General features: G+C 68.0%; 24 protein-coding genes. 10 read left to right on the top strand and 14 right to left on the bottom strand.

Features of this window, described 5'->3' with window-relative positions; genetic code table 11:
- Positions 1-17: 17 nt before the first annotated feature.
- Genes ACQ4LY_RS06335 through ACQ4LY_RS06320 form a run of 4 tightly spaced genes read right to left on the bottom strand, consistent with a single transcriptional unit; the run spans position 18 to position 4,531 of the window.
- The gene (locus ACQ4LY_RS06335; protein WP_431075171.1) at positions 18-950 is read right to left on the bottom strand and encodes an amidohydrolase family protein; all 933 of its coding nucleotides are present in this window, start codon (positions 948-950) and stop codon (positions 18-20) included.
- Positions 943-2,238, bottom strand: a complete 1,296-nt coding sequence (locus tag ACQ4LY_RS06330) for an MFS transporter (protein WP_431075170.1) — start codon at positions 2,236-2,238, stop codon at positions 943-945. The genes ACQ4LY_RS06335 and ACQ4LY_RS06330 overlap by 8 nt, the downstream gene beginning before the upstream one ends.
- The gene (locus tag ACQ4LY_RS06325; protein ID WP_431075169.1) at positions 2,238-3,236 is read right to left on the bottom strand and encodes an amidohydrolase family protein; all 999 of its coding nucleotides are present in this window, start codon (positions 3,234-3,236) and stop codon (positions 2,238-2,240) included. The genes ACQ4LY_RS06330 and ACQ4LY_RS06325 overlap by 1 nt, the downstream gene beginning before the upstream one ends.
- Positions 3,233-4,531: a homoserine dehydrogenase gene (locus ACQ4LY_RS06320; RefSeq protein WP_431075168.1), complete on the bottom strand. Its 1,299-nt coding sequence runs from the start codon at positions 4,529-4,531 to the stop codon at positions 3,233-3,235. The genes ACQ4LY_RS06325 and ACQ4LY_RS06320 overlap by 4 nt, the downstream gene beginning before the upstream one ends.
- Before the next feature lie 163 nt (positions 4,532-4,694).
- On the opposite strand from ACQ4LY_RS06320, the gene otnK reads away from it, so the two are divergent.
- The 3 genes from otnK to ACQ4LY_RS06305 are packed head-to-tail and all read left to right on the top strand — an operon-like array spanning position 4,695 to position 7,404.
- Positions 4,695-5,942: a 3-oxo-tetronate kinase gene (gene otnK / locus ACQ4LY_RS06315; RefSeq protein WP_431075167.1), complete on the top strand. Its 1,248-nt coding sequence runs from the start codon at positions 4,695-4,697 to the stop codon at positions 5,940-5,942.
- Complete coding sequence (locus tag ACQ4LY_RS06310; RefSeq protein ID WP_431075165.1) at positions 5,926-6,582, top strand: class II aldolase/adducin family protein; 657 nt, start codon at positions 5,926-5,928, stop codon at positions 6,580-6,582. Before otnK ends, ACQ4LY_RS06310 begins: the two co-directional genes overlap by 17 nt.
- Before the next feature lie 12 nt (positions 6,583-6,594).
- On the top strand, positions 6,595-7,404 hold the full coding sequence (locus ACQ4LY_RS06305; RefSeq protein WP_431075164.1) for a DeoR/GlpR family DNA-binding transcription regulator: 810 nt from the start codon (positions 6,595-6,597) through the stop codon (positions 7,402-7,404).
- A gap of 43 nt (positions 7,405-7,447) precedes the next feature.
- Here ACQ4LY_RS06305 and ACQ4LY_RS06300 read toward each other — a convergent pair whose 3' ends face one another.
- From ACQ4LY_RS06300 to ACQ4LY_RS06265, 8 genes are all read right to left on the bottom strand, one after another.
- Complete coding sequence (locus tag ACQ4LY_RS06300; protein ID WP_431075163.1) at positions 7,448-8,287, bottom strand: hypothetical protein; 840 nt, start codon at positions 8,285-8,287, stop codon at positions 7,448-7,450.
- A gap of 87 nt (positions 8,288-8,374) precedes the next feature.
- On the bottom strand, positions 8,375-8,548 hold the full coding sequence (locus ACQ4LY_RS06295) for a CsbD family protein (protein WP_053098095.1): 174 nt from the start codon (positions 8,546-8,548) through the stop codon (positions 8,375-8,377).
- Between the two features lie 99 nt (positions 8,549-8,647).
- Positions 8,648-8,860, bottom strand: a complete 213-nt coding sequence (locus ACQ4LY_RS06290) for a hypothetical protein (protein ID WP_431075162.1) — start codon at positions 8,858-8,860, stop codon at positions 8,648-8,650.
- Between the two features lie 44 nt (positions 8,861-8,904).
- Positions 8,905-9,519, bottom strand: a complete 615-nt coding sequence (locus tag ACQ4LY_RS06285; protein WP_431075161.1) for a hypothetical protein — start codon at positions 9,517-9,519, stop codon at positions 8,905-8,907.
- On the bottom strand, positions 9,516-10,100 hold the full coding sequence (locus ACQ4LY_RS06280; RefSeq protein WP_431075160.1) for a DUF6286 domain-containing protein: 585 nt from the start codon (positions 10,098-10,100) through the stop codon (positions 9,516-9,518). The genes ACQ4LY_RS06285 and ACQ4LY_RS06280 overlap by 4 nt, the downstream gene beginning before the upstream one ends.
- Entirely contained in the window at positions 10,097-10,489 is a 393-nt protein-coding gene (locus ACQ4LY_RS06275; RefSeq protein ID WP_431075158.1) for a hypothetical protein, read from the bottom strand. The genes ACQ4LY_RS06280 and ACQ4LY_RS06275 overlap by 4 nt, the downstream gene beginning before the upstream one ends.
- Positions 10,489-10,677, bottom strand: coding sequence for a DUF2273 domain-containing protein (locus ACQ4LY_RS06270; RefSeq protein WP_056512003.1), 189 nt, complete (start codon positions 10,675-10,677; stop codon positions 10,489-10,491). The genes ACQ4LY_RS06275 and ACQ4LY_RS06270 overlap by 1 nt, the downstream gene beginning before the upstream one ends.
- Positions 10,674-11,198, bottom strand: coding sequence for an Asp23/Gls24 family envelope stress response protein (locus ACQ4LY_RS06265; protein WP_431075157.1), 525 nt, complete (start codon positions 11,196-11,198; stop codon positions 10,674-10,676). Before ACQ4LY_RS06265 ends, ACQ4LY_RS06270 begins: the two co-directional genes overlap by 4 nt.
- Positions 11,199-11,570: 372 nt before the next feature.
- Here ACQ4LY_RS06265 and ACQ4LY_RS06260 point away from each other — a divergent pair, with 372 nt between their 5' ends.
- The 6 genes from ACQ4LY_RS06260 to ACQ4LY_RS06235 all read left to right on the top strand — a co-directional run bounded on the left by ACQ4LY_RS06260 (position 11,571) and on the right by ACQ4LY_RS06235 (position 15,597).
- Positions 11,571-12,065 carry a hypothetical protein gene (locus ACQ4LY_RS06260; protein ID WP_431075156.1) on the top strand — a complete coding sequence of 165 codons (495 nt, stop codon included), beginning with the start codon at positions 11,571-11,573 and terminating at the stop codon, positions 12,063-12,065.
- Positions 12,066-12,246: 181 nt separating this feature from the next.
- Positions 12,247-12,537, top strand: coding sequence for a type VII secretion target (locus tag ACQ4LY_RS06255; RefSeq protein ID WP_431075155.1), 291 nt, complete (start codon positions 12,247-12,249; stop codon positions 12,535-12,537).
- Between the two features lie 14 nt (positions 12,538-12,551).
- Entirely contained in the window at positions 12,552-13,850 is a 1,299-nt protein-coding gene (locus ACQ4LY_RS06250; RefSeq protein ID WP_431075154.1) for a putative T7SS-secreted protein, read from the top strand.
- Complete coding sequence (locus tag ACQ4LY_RS06245) at positions 13,847-14,347, top strand: hypothetical protein (protein WP_431075153.1); 501 nt, start codon at positions 13,847-13,849, stop codon at positions 14,345-14,347. The genes ACQ4LY_RS06250 and ACQ4LY_RS06245 overlap by 4 nt, the downstream gene beginning before the upstream one ends.
- On the top strand, positions 14,347-14,631 hold the full coding sequence (locus tag ACQ4LY_RS06240) for a WXG100 family type VII secretion target (protein ID WP_431075152.1): 285 nt from the start codon (positions 14,347-14,349) through the stop codon (positions 14,629-14,631). Before ACQ4LY_RS06245 ends, ACQ4LY_RS06240 begins: the two co-directional genes overlap by 1 nt.
- A 72-nt stretch (positions 14,632-14,703) precedes the next feature.
- On the top strand, positions 14,704-15,597 hold the full coding sequence (locus ACQ4LY_RS06235; protein ID WP_431075151.1) for a hypothetical protein: 894 nt from the start codon (positions 14,704-14,706) through the stop codon (positions 15,595-15,597).
- Between the two features lie 51 nt (positions 15,598-15,648).
- Here ACQ4LY_RS06235 and ACQ4LY_RS06230 read toward each other — a convergent pair whose 3' ends face one another.
- Positions 15,649-16,032: a hypothetical protein gene (locus ACQ4LY_RS06230; protein ID WP_431075150.1), complete on the bottom strand. Its 384-nt coding sequence runs from the start codon at positions 16,030-16,032 to the stop codon at positions 15,649-15,651.
- Between the two features lie 128 nt (positions 16,033-16,160).
- On the opposite strand from ACQ4LY_RS06230, the gene ACQ4LY_RS06225 reads away from it, so the two are divergent.
- Positions 16,161-17,066: an SDR family NAD(P)-dependent oxidoreductase gene (locus ACQ4LY_RS06225; RefSeq protein ID WP_431075149.1), complete on the top strand. Its 906-nt coding sequence runs from the start codon at positions 16,161-16,163 to the stop codon at positions 17,064-17,066.
- Between the two features lie 21 nt (positions 17,067-17,087).
- On the opposite strand, the gene ACQ4LY_RS06220 is transcribed toward ACQ4LY_RS06225, so the two are convergent.
- A complete protein-coding gene (locus tag ACQ4LY_RS06220; RefSeq protein ID WP_431075148.1) occupies positions 17,088-17,903 on the bottom strand; it encodes a 3-octaprenyl-4-hydroxybenzoate carboxy-lyase in 816 nt (271 codons plus the stop codon).
- Between the last annotated feature and the right edge of the window lie 13 nt (positions 17,904-17,916).

The following is a 17,916-nucleotide window of genomic DNA, read 5'->3' as shown; positions in this document are numbered from 1 at the left end:
CAGGGAGCGGGTCGGTGTCAGGAGGTCTGGTCGGTGAGAGGTCTGGGGTCGTACACGCGCTGCGCCGTGTCGTGAAACACCGCACGCTGGGCATCGGCGTCGAAGGCGGAGAGGATCTCGCGGTAGCCGTCGACCAGGCCGCGGAAGTCGATGAACATGCCGTCGACGGGGAAGTTGCTGCCGAACATGACGCGCTCGGCACCGAAGACCCGCACGAGATCCTCGATCGGACCGCGGTTGGCCTCGACGGCCCATGGCGTGCCGGCGACGCAGAGCCCCGACGCCTTGATCACGACGTTGGGTGCCTCGGCGACCCGCTCGAGGGCGGCACGCCAGGCGGCGACCGTCTCGTCGTCGCGAGACGCGAGGACGCCCGCGTGATCGATCACGATCGTCGTCTCGGGGAAGTCGGCGGCGAGACGGTGCGCCTCGTCGAGGTTCCACCACGGCGTCTGCAGGTCGAAGTGCAGACCGTGCTCGGCGAGGAGCGCGTAGCCCGCGCGCCAGGAGTCGTCACTCAGCAGCGAGCGCACGCCCGCCTCGACGTCAGCGCGCGACGTCGCCCCACCGGGCTTGTGCCGAACGCTCTTGACCGCGGGCACGGCGGCCAGCTCGGACAGGCGATCGGCGGCATCCGGAGCATCGAGCCAGGCCTGCGCGACCATCGACCCTGGCACGCCCGACTCCTCGCGGTACCGCTCGACGGTGCGCACCTCCGTCATGCCGTCACCCGGCGTCCACTCGGCCTCCATGTACACCGAGGCGACGACGCCCGTCCCCGCGATGTCCTGCAGATAGTCGGCCGGCAGATAGTCGCGCTTGATGGGCTCGTAGTCGCCGTAGCGGTGGGCGACGCTCGCACCCGCGGCCAGCCACGGGTGCCGGCCGAGGCCGAGATCCCACACGTGGTGATGCGAGTCGATGATCGGCCCGTCGTAGAGGTCAGGCATGCACGGCCGCCTTGCGCACTCCGCGCCCCTCGAAGTCGATCGAGAGCGAGCCGACGAGATAGATCGCTGCGCAGACCGCGAGGTAGATGAGCACCGCGGTGTAGCCGCCGGTGAACTGCACCAGCAGGCCCGCGACGATCGGCACGACGATGCCCGCCGAGGTGCCGGCGAAGTTCATCACGCCGCCGACGACGCCCACACGCTCGGGCTTGGCCAGACGACCGGGGATCGTCCAGTACAGGCCGCCGAACAGGTTGAAGAACACTCCGATGCAGAGCAGGGTCACCGCTGTCGCGGTATCGCTCACGAACGGCAGCGCGGCGAGCGCGAGCAGGCTGAGGGCACCGGATCCGCCGAACAGCAGCTTGAAGGCGCGGTTCGGAGACATGCGCTTCTGCAGGGTGTCGGCGAGGATGCCGCTGAGGATCTCACCGAAGGCTCCGCACAGGAAGATGAGGAAGGTCGCGAATCCCATCGCCGCGAGGTCGAGGCCCCGAGCCTGCGAGAGGTACGTCGGGCCCCAGGTGACCAGACCCCAGAAGACCATGGCCCAGCCGATGCGGCCGACGACCATCCAGAAGACGGTCGCCCGGCTCATGCCCGGCGGCTCCTCGTCCACGCGCTCCTCGACGCCGCCGGAGCGGATCAGCTCCTCCTCGGCGCGGTTGACGAGCGGATGCTCCGAGGGGTGGTTGCGGATGAAGAGGGCGACGCCGATGCCGATCACGACGGTGGCGAGACCGATGATGATGAACGACCAGCGCCACGATCCCGTCGCCGTGATCAGGCCGGTGACGACGAGCGCACCGAAGGCCGATCCGAGCGGCGCTCCGGAGTCGATGAGGGTGACACCGGTGGCGCGGTGCTTCGCCGGCAGCCAGCGGGTGACGAGCTTGTTGGCCGACGGCATGTACGGTGCCTCGAAGGCGCCGAGGCCGAGGCGGCTGAGCACGAGCATCACGGCGTTGACCGCGAGCCCGGCCAGCGCGGTGAACGATCCCCAGATGACGGCGGCGATGCCGATCACCCTGCGCGGCCCGAACTTGTCGGCGGCCGCGCCGCCGGGGATCTGGAAGAGGCAGTACGTCCAGAAGAACGCCGAGAGGATGAGGCCCTGCACGGCGGGTTCGAGCAGGAACTCGGCGCTGATGGTGGGCAGGGCGACCGAGAGCGAGGCCCGGTCGATGCAGTTGATCGTGTAGAAGACGAACAGCACGACGATGACCCACCAGCGGATCTTCGTGGGGCGTGCGGTGCGGGCGGCGGTGCCCTGGTCGACGGTGGTCATCAGTGGTCCTTGGAGAGCGAGTCGGAGGGAAGGGAAGAGAGATCGAGGCGGTAGACCCGCGCGGCGGTGCCGTGGAACAGCGCATCGAGGCCCGCGGAGTCGAGGCCTGCGGCACCGGCGAGGATCGTGTCCATGACTTCGTCGAAGTCGGGGGCGGTGAGCGTGGCGACCGGCAGGTTCGAGGCGAACAGGGTGCGGTCGGCACCGAAGATCGAGAGGGTGTCTCTGACGACGACCTCGTTCGACGGGCGATCCCAGCGGTTGCGGTAGAGGCCCAGCTCAGACACCTTGACGACGGTGCCGGGCAGCGCGGCGAGGCGCTCCATGCCGTCGCGCCACACACCCAGTCCCTCGACGGAGCGATCAAGCGGCAGGCCGCAGTGGTTCACGACGACGGGGAGGTCGGGGAAGTCGGCCAGCACGTCGGCCGCCTCGGCCAGGTGGTAGTGCGGGACGCGCAGGTCCCACGAGAATCCGTGTGCCGCGACGGCGGCGATGCCCTCGACCCACTCCGGGTCGTGGAGCGTGCCGGCGCCGGTCGCACGCTCGTCGGCGCGAGCGGCGATCAGGGGCTTCGAGCGGATGCCGCGCACGATCGAGCGCTGTGCGTGAGCGGCCAGCACCTCGTCACGGTCGGCCTGCAGGAATCCGACGTGCGCGACGGCGGCGAGCGGGAACCGTCCGGCGGTCGCGTCGCTGAGCGTCTGCAGGAAGTCATCCTCCTCGACCTGCTCGCTGCGGCTGCGCTCGGCCTCGCAGTGCACGGTGCCGACGATGTTCCAGCCCGCGGTCTCGGCGAGGTACTCACGCGGCAGGAAGGTGCGACGCATGGCGTTGTAGTCGCCGAGGAAGAAGTCCTCGTTGTACTCGTCCTGGATCCACGGCCAGTGGCCGTCGCCGTCGAGATCCCAGAAATGGTGATGCCCGTCGACGATCCGCAGCTCGTACCCCTCGGGGAGACGCGCCTCACGGATGCGGCGAGCTGCCTCGACGGTCACAGCCGCACACCCTCCACGAACGCGGCGCGCACGTCATCCGCGACGCCCTCGAGATCGGAGATGCGGATGAGCTCGCCCTCGGTGACGTCGCGCACGAGTCGCGCGCCGGAGAGCAGGTAGTAGGCGGCCGCGAGCGCATCGTCGGTGTCGCTGAGGGCCTCGGCGCGGTCGATGATCACGGGGCGTACGCCGTCGATCTCGTGGTGGTGGCCCCGCACCTCGAACGTCGTACCGGCGGCGAGCGGCTCGGAGGCGCGAGCGGCGAGTACGGTGTGGTGGCGCGGCTCGGCGAACGGCGTCGCACCGGAGGCGACGGCGTCGATCGTGAGCGGCGTCTCGACGCCCATGAAGTGGTACGGCCAGTAGATGCAGGCGTACTCACCCGAGCGCGAGACGATGTGCCCCTTGCCCCCGAGCAGCTCCCAGACCTCGTCGTCTCCCGTGGTGACGATCGTGAAGACGCCGCCCGCGAAGCTCGTCTCACCGGGCAGACGCAGGGCCGAGAAGACGTCGACCGCGCGGTCGGTGTCGATCAGACCTCCGTCGGCGCGGCGGGCGTAGATGTCGGCGAGCTCACTGGGACGCGCGACCGGGTAGTGCATGCGCTCGGTGTCTGCGGTGGCGCCGGAGTAGAGCGAGACGACGGCCATCTCGCACGAGTCTGCAGCCGCAGCGCGCTTGAGCGGGGCGACGATGGCGGCGCGTGCGGCGAGGGTCTCGTGGATGTCGTCCGCGAGGAACAGGTGATCGCCGAGACCGGAGGCGTCGATCCGCTCGCCCTGCTGGTCGAGGATGCCGGTGGCAGGGTCGAAGACGAGGTCGTACTCGCCGGACTTGCCGAGGGCGACCACGTGCAGACCGACCTTCTCGACCCAGTCGAGCAGGCGCAGCAGGTTGGCCGGCTGGTCGCCGTCTCCGGGCAGGTAGCCGACACCGCGTTCTCGCGCGGCCTTCGCGAGCGAGACCCCCGCCACGCTCTCGATCTCCTTGCTGACCATCACGACGTGGATGCCTCGGCTGATCGCCTCTGCGGCATACCGATAGCCCGCCTCGACGCGGCCGGAAGCCTCGACGAGCACGTCGATCTCGTCCCAGCGGACGTCGTCATGACCGGGGATCGGTTCGGCGTCGGGAAGACCGCCGAGATCGTCTTTGAGGGTGCGCACGCCGTCGACATCGGGGTCGATGAGCTGCGTCGCCGTCATGCGGTCGATCGACCGGAGCTGGGCGAGGAAGGTGCGGCCGAAGCCTCCGCGTGCGCCGGTGAGAGCGACGCGAACAGGAGTGCGGGTCATCGGTGGTCCCCTCTGCACGGGACGTTCCGTGCGGTCGTGCGATGCCCGGGGAGCGGGTTCTCCCGTGGGCGTCGATCACTTTTCCACAGTCATACAGAATTATCAAATTTGTTCACATGGATTCACACGTGGTCAAATGGTGTCACCTACCCGAGGAGGACGCGTGATCGAAATCGGCGCAGTCGCAGACGACTTCACCGGCGCGACGGATCTCGCCATCGCCCTGCGCGAGCGCGGCTTCCGCGCCGTGGTGTCGATCGAGGACGCCCCTCTCGACCCTCAGGCCCTCGGTGATGCGGATGCCGTCGTCGTCGCACTCAAGACGCGCACCGCCCCGGTCGCCACCGCCGTCGCGCAGAGCGTGCGGGCCGTGGCATCTCTCGAGGCGCTCGATGCACGTCGGTTCTACGTCAAGTACTGCTCGACCTTCGACTCCACGCCCGAGGGCAACATCGGTCCGATCCTCGACGCCGTGATGGACGAGCTCGGCGAGCAGCGCACCGTGGTCGTGCCGTCCTTCCCCGACAACGGTCGCACCGTCTACCGCGGTCACCTCTTCGTGGGCGAGGAGCTGCTCGAGCACTCCCCCATGCGTCACCACCCGCTCACGCCGATGACGCAGTCACGACTGCGCGACATCCTCGCCCCGCAGACCACCCGCGAGATCCACGAGGTGGCCGCCCCGACCGTCTGGGCCGGGCCGGCCGCGCTGCGCAGTGCACTGGCCTCGTCGCCTGCGGGGTACACCGTCGTCGACGCGATCACCGACGCCGACCTCGAGACCATCGCCACCGCCGTCTCCGACTGGCGCGTGGTGAGCGGCGGAGCGGGCCTCGCTCTCGGCATGACCGGCCCACGACCCGGCGCTCTCTCGCAGATCGAGCCGGTGTCGGGGCGACGCCTGATCGTGTGCGGGAGCGCCTCGGCGAAGACTCGCGCGCAGATCGCCCACGCCTCCGAGACGCTGCCGACCCGCAAGCTCGACATCGAAGCCGTCGCGACAGACCCCGAGAGCGTCATCGCCGAGACGGTGTCGTGGTTGCAGGGCCTGGCCGCCGACGAGATCCCCGTCATCTATTCGGTCGGCTCTCTCGACGACATCCGCCGCGGGTCCTCGGGCAACACCGTCGCGGGGAACATCGAGGCCGTGCTCTCGGAGATCGTCTCCCGCGCCGTCGAGAGCCTCGGCGTCACCCAGGTGATCGTCGCGGGCGGCGAGACCTCGGGAGCCGTGGTCCAGCACCTCGGCATCCAGCGTCTGCACATCGGTCCGCGCATCGCGCCCGGCGTCTGCTGGAGCGCCGCCGATTCGGCGCACGGCCCGCTCACCATCGCACTCAAGTCCGGGAACTTCGGCTCCGAAGACATGTTCACCACCGCCTGGAGGGCGCTCGATGACCTCACCGATTGACGATCTGATCGCCGCGGGCGCCCGCGTCGCGGCTGCGGGGGTCAGCCCCGGCAGCAGCGGCAATGTCAGCATCCTCGCCGACGACCTGGTCTACATGACGGGCACGGGCACCGATCTCGGCCGCCTGTCTGAAGAGGACATCGCGGTCGTCACGCGCGACGGTGACTTCATGCGCGGTGCGAAGCCCTCGAAAGAGCTCGCCCTGCACCTGGCCTTCTACGAGAAGAACGCCTCCCACTCGGCGGTCGTGCACCTGCACTCTCCGTTCGCCGTCGCGGCGAGCTGCCTCGAGCCCTGGTCTGACACGAGTGCGATCCCGCCCCTCACGCCCTACTTCGTCATGCGCGTCGGGCAGAGCCCCCTCGTCCCGTTCCGCGTGCCGGGCGACCCGGACCTCGCCGCACAGCTGCTCGCGCTGCCGCATCCGTTCCACGGCGCACTGCTCGCCAACCACGGTCAGATCGTCTCGGCACCCGGTCTGGACGCCGCGATCGAGGCCGCGATCGAGCTCGAAGAGGCGTGCCGCATCACCCTGCTCACCGACGGCAAGCCCCGGCGCCTGCTGCCCGCTGAAGACGTCGCCGCACTGGCCGCGCGGTGGGGCACTCCCTGGACCGAGAGCGCCGCCCTCGTTCGCTAGGCTGACCACGACATGACGAAGCCCGCCTCTGCCGCATCGACGCCGCTCATTCCCGAGCAGCGCCGCGAGCTGATCGTCAAGCACCTCCGCCGCGAAGGGGTGCTGAGCTATCGCCAGCTCACAGACCTCGTCGGCGTCAGCCACATGACGATCCGACGCGACATCTCGGTGCTCGAAGAGGCCGGACGAGTGCTGGCCACGCCAGGGGGCGCCAAGATCGCCTCACGCCTGGTGACCGAGCCGTCGCGCTTCGAGAAGGCCCGCCAAGACGTCGCCGAGAAAGATGCCATGGCCCGCCACGCGGCATCCCTCGTCACCGAGTCGATGACCATCTACCTCGACGCCGGCACGACCATCCAGGCGATGCGCCCGCACCTCGAGAGCATCCAGGACCTCACCGTCGTGACGAACGACCTGGCGATCATCGCCGCGTTCCTCGATCACCCCACGGCCGACATCATCGCGATCGGCGGGCGGGTCGAGAAGGCCAACCAGTCGACCACCGGACGCCTCGCCGCCCTCACCCTGCACGAGCTGTCGATCGACATCGCCTTCCTCTCGTCGTCGTCGTGGGATCTGCGCCGCGGCGTCACCACCCCGACCGAATCGAAGATCGCCCCCAAGACCGCCGCGCTCGAGAGCGCGAGCGAGACGGTGCTCGTCGCCGGCAGCTCGAAGTACGGCACGTTCGGCCGGTACCGCGTGCTCGACCTCACCGATCTCGACCTGATCGTGACGGATGCCGGGCTCAGCGACGCCACGGCCTCGGGCATCGAAGAGCTCGGGGTCTCGGTCGTCCGCACCGGCGTAGACGCCGGATAGATCGCGTCGTCGGCTCGCCAGCGCGGCTGACCCGCTCGACCCGCTACCCCTCGTCGCTGTCGAGGAAGACGCCGACGCGATCGCCGTCGAGAACGAACTGGAGCGCGACGCCCGAGGGATAGCGCTCGATCAGCTGCTCCGGCATCTCACCGTCGATCGGCACCACGACCTCAGCCGGGAACGAGCCGATACTGCATGCCGCATACATCGGTCCGCTGATGGACGACGACCCGTCGTCCGACCCCTCGTCGGGCACATCGACCGTCCTGACGACCGAGATGCAGCGGTTCTCCGACGAGCGGTCCCCCGACTCCGACACCCACCCCGGACTCTCGAAGACCGTCAGGCCGAGGAATTCGGCGGCCGCGACGTCGGTCTCCGCCCCGAACCACCCCGGGGGAACGGCTCCGGTGCGCACCAGTTCGAGCGTCTCGACCTGCGGTGCGCCCGCCGATGAAGAGATCGACGGCATCGACGTCAGGGCGAAGGTCACGGCGGCGGCCGCGGCAGCGGCCGCCACGACCGATGCCGCCCACAGCGGCATCCGCCATCTTGCGAGACGCGACCGCCAGCCGGCATCCTCCGTCGGCTGATCGTGCGCGACGGGGTCGTCCCAGAGCGAGTCGTCACCCAGTCGATCGAGGAGCTCATCGCTCGCGCGGGACTCGTCGGCAGCAGGGATCACGAGGCGCAACTCCGCCGCTGCGGCAGGATCGTCGAGAGCAGTCGCCCCGCCCGCTCGGAGTCGGGCGGACGACGCAGCACGCGACGACTCGAGCTCCTGCAGCCGGCGGAGTGCAGCCGGGTCGGTCGCGATGTCGGCGTGAGGACCATACGCGCGAGCCCGCAGCTCCCGCAGTTCCTCCTCCGCAGCGGCATCCATCCCGGCATCGTCTCACGCCGGCCCGCGCGCACACAGCAACGGGCGGGTGGAGGTGTGAATCGCCCTCCACCCGCCCGCGCCGGAGTGTTACTTCTTGAAAGCGTCCTTGACGTTCTCGCCGGCCTTCTTCGCGTCGGCCTTGACCTGGTCGGCCTTGCCTTCGGCGGCGAGCTTGTCGTTGTCGGTCGCGTTGCCGATCGCTTCCTTCGCCTTGCCGGCGATGTCCTGAGCGGCGTTCTTGATCTTGTCGTCGAGTCCCATGAGGAGCTCCTTTCGTGAGGGTGATCGTGACGGCGGGAGGGTTCCCTACGTCTTATCGCCGTTGCTCTTCGCGACCGACGATAAGTGTGTGGACGGGTGTCAGCGGCGCACCCGGTCGAGCGCCTTCTCCGCAGCCTTGGCCGCCTTCTTGGCGGTCTTGGCGCGTTCCTTCTTCGCCTTGGGGTCGTTCCACATCCGTATGAGCTGATGCCGGACCGACTCGCCCTTGTTCACCTGCACGGTCGCCGAGCGGCTGCCCAGGATGTAGGCGACGAAGGCGACGGCGCCGATGAGGAGGATCTTGTTTCGCATGATGCTGGTTCCTGCTTCCTGACAGTGAGGGCGACGATCGGTGTTCACGACAGTCGACGCTGGTCGTGGGCGAGACGAGCACGGAGTCCGGTGTGGATCGAGACGTACGTCTCGGTTTCACGGCCGGTCAGGGTGGCGAGGTTGGTGAGCAGCCGGTCGACGTGATCGACGAGCTCGCGCGGGTCGGTGTTCTGCCGCGGCGTGACCGACACGTGCAGCACGGGCGTGTTGCGGATGTCGTTCGCCGTGACCTGCGCCGAGAGGATCTCGTCCCGCGTCGCGAGCGAGTTCTTCACGGCGTCCGACACGAACGACTCGGTGACGGTGACCCGACCCAGCGGGTTCTGCGCACCCGTCGAGCGGAAGGCCGTCTTGGAGCGGCGTCCGGCGATGCTGGTGAGCGCGAGGATCAGCAGCACGACGACCACGAGGATCGCCGCGACAGCGCCGATTCCGATCCATGAGAGGCTGCCGCCCGCGATCGCGGTGGCGGCGATCGCCTGGTCGAGCCACGAGCGGGCGTCCTTGCCGGCCGACGTCCAGATGTCCGTCGCGGTGGGCCAGCTCATGATCGCGATGCCGACGGCGCCGAGGCCCAGGAACAGCAGGCCGATGATCAGCAGCAGTGTGCGGTTCAATGCACGGTTGGTGGTGTTCACAGCTCGTCCTCCTGCTCGGTGGGGCGCTCGATGCGCACCCGGGTGCGGACGCTCCTGGTGAGTCGGTACGTCTGCAGCTCGGCTTCGGCGGCGGACTGCACCGCATTCTTGTCGAGCGGGATCCCGGCGCCGGGGCGCACGGTGACGTCGACTCCGCGGTGGCCGACACCCACGGTGATGTTCTCGCGAGCGAGGCCCGTCTCCTCCGAGAGGTGCTGGGCGAGAGCGCTGGCGATCACGCCGTTGTCGACGACGACAGCCCGGTCGCCCGCTTCGAGGGTGTGCTTCGACAGACGGCCGGGCGTCAGGGCGAGCACGAGGAAGACGATCCCGATCAGGGCGAGCACGACGCTGCCCGCGATCACGAGTCCGGCGGGCTGCGCGGTGGGCAGGCCCACGATCCATCCGCCGGCAGCGGCCGGACCGAGCAGGAGCGCGGGCTGGGCGGCGAGGCTCAGCACGATCTCGAGCCCGATGTAGGCCAAGGCGAGGATGAGGAGGATGACCGCCACGAACATCGCGACGGTACGCGGTGAGTGCGTCTCGCGTCGGACGACGCGACGAAGAACCGGGGTGCTCATCGCACTCGTCTCCTCTCGGGGATGGTCGCACCGGTGATGGTGAGGTTGATGCGGGTGACGTCGCGTCCGAGGACGTCGGTCAGGTTCCGCTGGAGCTGCTCCTGCAGCTGGCGGGCCCGATCGAGCACGGGGACGCTCTGGGAGATCGCGACGGTGTCGTCGAGATCCGGAACGGGAAGCGGCGTGGCGATGCGCACCGCGATCCCGCCTGGATGTTCGGTCACGTCGACCTTCACGTCACCGCGGGGGACACCGATCAGGGTTGCGGACGCCTGCTCGGTGACCGTGCGGTAGACGCGCTCTTTCACGTCGACGCGACCAGGGACGGTGGCCTCGGTGGCGGCCCCCGCAGGGCCGCCACCGGCGGCGAAGTGCTGGTCGGCGCGCATCAGGAGGTGCGCCGCCCGGTGAAGGCGTCCGCGAGACCTCGGACGTCGAGCTTGCCGGACGCGATCCGACCGATGAGCGCCCCGATGCCGGCGAACAGAGCCATGAGCAGGAAGCCCCAGAATCCGAACATCAGCGCCGCGAGGGCGAGGAGGGCGCCGATCAGGGCGCCCGTGGTGGTGGGGGTCATGAGACGCGCGACTCCTCGTTCTCGGTGCTGTCGTCGCCGGGCACGTGCACGTCGTTGACCTCGACGTTGACCTCGACGACCTCGAGGCCGACCAGACGGCTGATGGCTCCTGCGACGGCGGCGCGGACGTTGTTCGCAACCTCCTGGATGGGAGCGGGGTACTCGACGACGATGGTCAGGTCTGCGGCGGCCTGCGTCTCGCCGACCTCGACCTTGACGCCCTGCGAGAGGTCGGTGGCGTTGATCACGTCGCGGATGGCGCCGAAGGCGCGTGCTCCGCCTCCACCGAGCGCGTACACGCCGGCGACCTCACGCGCGGCGATGCCGGCGACCTTGGCCACGACGCCGTCGGCGATGGTGGTCTTGCCCGCGGCATTCGAGTCAGCGGGGATCCGCGACGTCGAGAAGCTCGAGGAGCGGTCCACACGCGAGGTGGACGCTGCCGGCTTCGGCGCGGCGGAAGTCTGTGCCAGTTCCTTCTCGGCGGGGCTGGCGGGGGTGTTCTGATCCTGAGTTGCCATGACTGTTCCTTCGTCTCACGTGGTTCCGGCTGCGAGACCTGATGGCCTCACCGGGAGCGTGGTTGGTCGCTCATGGATAGGACGTGCGGGGGCAGGGATTCGTCACAGATCCGTCGGAGAATCCTGCGCTTAAGGGTGAGTGCGACGCGCACCTGGATTCCTTCACGGCCGCAGAGGGCATCACCCAGGCAGAGAAGTACGCTGCTGAGCGCACGTACCGGTTCGTCGTTGTACTTCTCGCCCGGCGGACACGACTCGACGGCAGGAGCGCAATACCTCGATGCGACCTGCACGATCGCGTCGGCGAGTTGCTCAAGCGAAGTGTCTCCGCCGGTACAGATCAGGTTCAGAACTCCGGTTACGATTCCGAGCATGACTGATGTCCCTGCCCTGATCGTCAACTTCGGCATCCTCGTGGTGAACGGTGTGGCCGCTGTCGCCGCGATTGTGGCCGTCATCCACTCAAGACGAGCGAAGAAAAGTGAGCGCGGAGCAGTCCAGGCGCAGGGAAAGGCCGAGGCGGCCCTTGACCGAGCTAACCTCATCGCGCAGGAAGCACTAGATGCACAGCGGCTTGCGCTACCCGCACCTTGGGGGACTCCAGAGCATCGACCGAACAGCCATATGTGGACTGTGAAGAACAGCTCGGGGCGCCCGATCATGGTTACCGATATGAACCTGGGGCAGGGCGGCAACACCTACATCTTCAACCACCCACCCACCCCGATCCGCGTCGAGTACGGTGACGTCGTTTCGTACACCGCGATGGCCGGGGGCGGCGGGGAGCCGTTGCAGAACGAGTTGATCCTCGAGTGGCATTTCCACGACACCCCCAACGATCCCCGGAGTTCCAGAAGGCGCTTCTAAAGCGCGGGAGTGTAGAACAGCCGTGACTGGCGCAAAAGGTGGGCGATCCGCCACTCGCGCTAGAGGCCCTGGCGCCGGCAGAGGTAGCAAAGCCATCTTGGAGTAGCCGGGGGCGTAGGATGCCAATCGTCCTGGCTGATCGACCGATCGCCACAGGACGATAGTTGTGTCGGGGGGCGCAATGAGTGATATTGACACGGATGCTCTTCGGGCTTTTTCGACGAGGGCTGCGGCAGTTCGTGCCGATTTCGGGTCGACAGTGGTCGCCAAGTCTTCCGGTCTTGGCGCGGACTCGATCGACGAGGCGGTAGCCCGCTTTGACGACACGTGGACTATGGCCTTGGGGCGGCGTCTCAGTGATGTCGACATGTTGTCGGAGAACCTCCGGCAGACGGCCGACGTGTTCGACCGGGGCGATGAGGCGTCGAGCAGTGAACTCGATCAGATGATCTGGTCGGAGAGCGACTACTGATGTCCGAGCTAGGGATGACGACGGATCCGGTCGCGTTGGTACCGGGCTCGTATGCCGCCGCGCATACGGTGGCGTCCGCGTGGCGGTCGCGGTCTGAGGCCGCCACGGAGCTTCGCGACGGCTTGCGGGGCCTCGAGGTCGATTCCGCGTGGACGGGTTACCCGTATGACAGATATCTCGAGCGGGCGGAGTACGTGCGGTCGTCGTGGGAGCAATCCGGCGAGCAACTGATGAACGGCGCGGCCGCGCTCTCGGCCTACGGCGATGCTCTGCGGTGGGCGCAGGAAGAGGCCGCGCGCGCGATCGACCTGTGGGAGCAAGCGGAAGCGGCGACGATCACGTCGCGCGCGGCGCACCGGGTGAAGGTGCGTGCGCTGGAGAGCGACCTCCACCTTCGACACGTCGAACTCGACGTCCCGTTCATCGATGGCGGGGCGGACCTGCGCGCACAGGCGGTTGAGGTGTTGACGAACGCGCGCGGTGTGTTGGATCGCTACGCCGTGGATGCCGCGAATGCCATCCATGATGCGGCGGATGCCGCGCCCCTGCAGACGCCGAAGCAGGCGGACAGTGCGAAGCACTGGGCGGCCGCCGGAGCGATCGGCGCCGTGATGTTTGAGACTGCCGTGCTCAACCCGGCCATCGAGCAGCTGAACTTCATCACCTCGATGGGCACCGCGCTGATCAACCACCCCGACATCCTTCTCGAGCTCCTCGGAGGAGTCGCGCTCGTCGTCGGTGGCGGCACGATGATCGGCGGCGGAGGTGCACTCGCGCTCACCGGTGTTGGGGCAGCCCCCGGTGGCGGCCTCGCCTGGGCTGGCGTGGGCGTCGCCGGTGCGGGGCTCGCGGCTGCCGGGCATGCCGGGAGCCGATGGATGAACGAGGCGACCGGCGACGATGCAGTCTCCGTGGTTCAGCGCCCGGCACCACACCCCGAGTACGGGGGCCGCGACGTGAAGGGGCAGTACAACGGCGACGGCCAGCGCCCCTGGGAGGATTGGGAGAAGATCGGCCTCGAGGAAGTCGCCGAAGACACTGGCGCTGACGTGATCAGTACCAAGGTCCGAACCACGATTGAGGGGTACCATCACAAGCCCGATGCGACCGCAGATCAGGTTCGCACCTATGACGGACTTATCCGGAACCCTGACGGGACCTATGTCGGTGTCGAGGTGAAGAGTGGGTCGGGGAGCCAGAATGCTGCCCAGCGAGGCTTTGACGGGACCGTCAGTCGAGAAACGCCAGCGACTGGGGTTCTCAACGGTCAGCGGATCGAAATTGTTCAAGTGCTACTGAAGAAGGTGTCATGAGCGACCCCACCCACATCTCCCAAAAAAACAGCGCAAGCCGCTGGCCGCTCATAGACAATTTTCGCCCCTACCCTGAGCAGATTCGATACTCCCTAGGCCGGATGGATGGGTCCTCGTTTTGGGCGTGGAGTCTGTGGCGGGCGCCGGAGGGCGCGGACCTTCTGGAAGACCTCCCGTTCAACGACGAGTACATGCAGTGCGCGGGCTCGGCTGAGGCGCTGACGATCGAGGTTCGTCATGTGGATCCCGATGGGACCGCGCATCAGTACACGATCGGCAAGCCCGGTGCTGACGTCACTGGGGAGCCGACCGAGGTGATCCCCTGGGACGAGGGCCGGCACAGCACCACGGTGTACCCGCACGAGGTGTTCAACGCTGACGAAGCTGCCGTGGTCTTCTACACGTACTTCCTCACCGACAAGGTGTCCCAGCCGTACACGCTCCGCGAACTCGACATGAGCTGGCCGAAAGCCGATCCCGAGACAGAAACCAGCTGATGCGTATCCGGGTAGAGCATGAGTCTCTCGCTCAGTCGGTCGCGGCGCTTGCCGATACCGCACAGAACATCCGTGACCTTCTCGACGAGCTCGACACGGAAGTCTCCGAGTTGAGGGAGATGTGGGCGGGGCAAGCCCAACAGGCCTACGAGCGCGCTCACCGCGATTGGACACGCTGCGCCGACGCCATGCAGACCGGCCTCACGAGCGCAGCGACCGCAGCCGCCCGCGCCCAAGCCCGGACCCGCGAAGCCGAAGCCCACGTCGCCGCCCTTTGGAACTAGTCGACGGCCGGATACGGTTCATCGCACCCTTCCTGGCTGGCACATGTGCGAGCCAATGAGTAGACAGGGGTGATGAGTTTCCTCGACGAGGCCAGGTCGCGGCTCCTGACCGAAGGATGGTGCGCGCAAGGTGAGTCGTTCGCCGAGGCGTTGAACCATGCCGCGCCTGAGAGTATCAGGGAGACCCAACGCGCCTTTGAATCGGTTGGTAGCGGAGAACCCACAGCCGCGCTCCGCCTTCATGCGTTCACTGGGGCACGACCGATCGTGGGCGACGACCAATCCGGCGGCGGATCCGGCCGCAACGGCGCAGCTGACATCGTCCTGCATCGCCCGGATGGTCGCGTCGAAGTGGTGGAAGTCACGCGATCAATCGATGCGACATATCAGCGATCTCAGGCGCACACGAGAAAGTTCGAGAAGGCCGTCGAGCGCGAGTACCGCGGCAACGTGTCATGGCAGCTCGATCTCGAACGCGGCTGGGAAAGCGCCGACCTGAGCGAGGTAGCTCGCGACGTCGCCGCAGAACTCAACCGTCTGTTGGACCCCGGAACGATGCCCGAGACCGTAGTGGACGTTCACCCTGTCGTGCGTGCCGGGGTCATCGGACCGATGGACCCACCGCGCATCATCGTCATGAGCGCGAACGCGGGCGCCAACAACGCAGAGGCGCCATATCTCAACGAGCTCTCCGACTACCTTGCCCACGACCCAATCATCGGTAAAAAGCTTTCCAAGCTAGAACGTGAGCGCCAGGAGCACGGCGCAGTTCGCACGCACCTCTACATCCACATGGCTCCGACGGGACAGCGTGGAGGCCTCCTGCCTACGAGCCCGTCGTACTTCACCTGGGGTGAGTTCACGGCGCCGGAGGTTCTTACCGATCTGTGGCTCGACGGCAACACGGGTCGACTGTTCCACTGGACAGTGGAGTCCGGCTGGATCTTTCACGCGACCTCAGACTGAGTACATCCGGCCGAACGGCCAGACAGAACTGCCCAGGATGATCCGGTGGGATCAGAGCCTGGGCAGCCCGCTACTTAGGCGTTCGTCACCATCTCGAAGATGATCTTGCAGGATGACCGCTTTCAACGTTCCGCGGCGGAACTGCAGCACATCATCGCGCCAGTCCTCGTCTGAGAGGGCCGTGTCGCGAGCGCCGGGATCGAGGAGGTTGATCTGCGCCGCCCTCCCCCGGCCGATGCCAATCGTCTTCCCGTCGACGAACTCTGCGACGCGCGCCCACTCACCGTTCGGGTCGTGAGGAACGGCGACTTTGCGGCCCATCCTGATCAGCCCGCAGCGCAGGCCCATGCTTTCGACAGGAAGCTCTTCCCCGAGCCCTTCACGCCGATGATCGCGGAGCTGTGCGAACGGATGACATTCGCTCTGTACGCCCACCAGGGGTCGAAGGAGAACGGGGACCGGGCAAGCGAGTTCTCGCCGATGTACGGGCCCTGGAACGTCTCACCCGACGCGACCAGGAACGGATGCCGAGGGCCCCTCGAACGCCACCTAGGTTGGAGGACATGACCTCCTCCGCGACGGGAATCCCCGACCTCCACGGCCGCACGATCATCGTCACCGGGGCGAACGCCGGCATCGGGTACTGGTGCGCCGAGATCCTCGCCTCACACGGCGCACGGGTGCTGCTCGGATGCCGGTCGACCGAGCGCGCAGAGGTCGCCGCCTCGTCGATCCGCGCTCATGTGCCAGGCGCGGACCTCGGGATCCTCTCGGTCGATCTCGGCTCTGTCGCGAGCATCCGAGCAGCAGCCGCCTCGCTCGACGAGCCCGTCGACGCGGTGATCTGCAACGCGGGGGTCAAGGCCGCGGATCGCGACGCGCGCACCGCCGACGGACTGGATCTGATGGTGGGCACGAACTTCATCGGGCACTTCGCCCTGCTCGCACAGCTCGGGCACGTGCTCGCCGACGATGCGCGGATCGTGGCGGTCGGCTCGCTCGCTCACCGCTTCGCCGACATCGATCCCGCGACGCTTTCGGAGCCGTGGACCGGGGCCTCCCTGCGTCAGTACGGCCGCTCGAAAGCGGCCCTGATGGCCTTCGCCTTCGAGCTCGACCGCCGCTGGCGGAGCACGGCGCGCTCGGCGCTGTGCGCGCACCCCGGCTACGCCGTCGATCCGCTCACGCCGCACCGCGACGGACTCGCCGACGTCTCGGGCGCGACGCGGGCGTTCGCCTCGCTGAGTCGTGCGCTCGTGCAGGGGAAGGATGCCGGAGCCGCGCCGATCGTGCATGCGGCCGTCGCGGCAGACGCCACCGGCGGCGACTACTGGGGTCCCGGCGGTCTGCTCGAGTTCCGCGGAGCACCCAGACGGGTCACCGCGAGCGAGCAGGTGCGCTCGGTCGACGTGGGGGCCGAGCTGTGGTCCGTCGCCGAGCACATGGCCGGCGTGCGCTTCGCGGTCTAGCCGCGGGTCCCTGGAGACCCGCTAGTCGTCTTCGAGCACGTATGCCCCCGAGGCGTCGGTGAACAGCCCGGTCTGACCGGACTTCGCCTCGCGCACGAAGGTCGCGACCCACGGAAAGCGGGCGACGAACGAGTCGACCGACCACACCTCGTGATTCGCGGAGTCGTTCATGTACTCCTCGGACTCGAGCCCCGTGACCGACTGCAGGTCGCTGCCCGTGAACGTGATCCAGCGGGGCGGATGCTCGGCATGCAGCTTCGACAGGAAGACGGGGGCATTGCCCGCGAGCCCCGGAGACGAGGCGGCGTCGTCGCGGGTGACGTCGAGCAGGGCATCCACCGACCCCGCCTCTGCGACCAGGGCGTCCCAGCCCTTCGCCGAGGCGAAGCCGGCCTCGGCATCCGTGAGCATCCGGAGCGTGCGGACTTGCCCGATCACGGCTCCGTCATCGGCGCGAACGTCGTCGAACGACGCGCCCCAGCGCGACGGCGTCACCATGATCGCCGAGATCCGGGTGCCGGTGAGGAACGGCTCGCTGTTGCGCCACGGGGCGCCGACCGGGGGCACCCGCCGGTTCGTCGCCATGTCGTCGCACACGATCCCGAGCGCCACGCGGGCTGCGCCCTGCTGACCGTCGAGCACCTCGACCGCCAGCTCGACACGCTCGCCCGAGTCCGTGGGCATCAGAGAGGCACCCGAGGTCATGATCGTGATCGGTCCGCCGGCCGGCCGCTTCTCGACCACGCGGATCGCGCCGCCGATGCGGTCCTCCCACGCGATGGGATCCGCGCCGAGCGCGTCGAAGACATGGCGGGGGAACTCGAGGCCGTCGGTCATCGCCTCAGTCTCA

Origin of the sequence: Microbacterium phyllosphaerae (genome assembly GCF_050628115.1) — a bacterium.
In the GTDB taxonomy this organism is placed as follows: Bacteria; Actinomycetota; Actinomycetes; order Actinomycetales; family Microbacteriaceae; genus Microbacterium; species Microbacterium phyllosphaerae_A.
The sequence above is the reverse complement of the archived record's forward strand: the minus strand, read 5'-3'. Positions and strand labels throughout refer to the sequence as shown.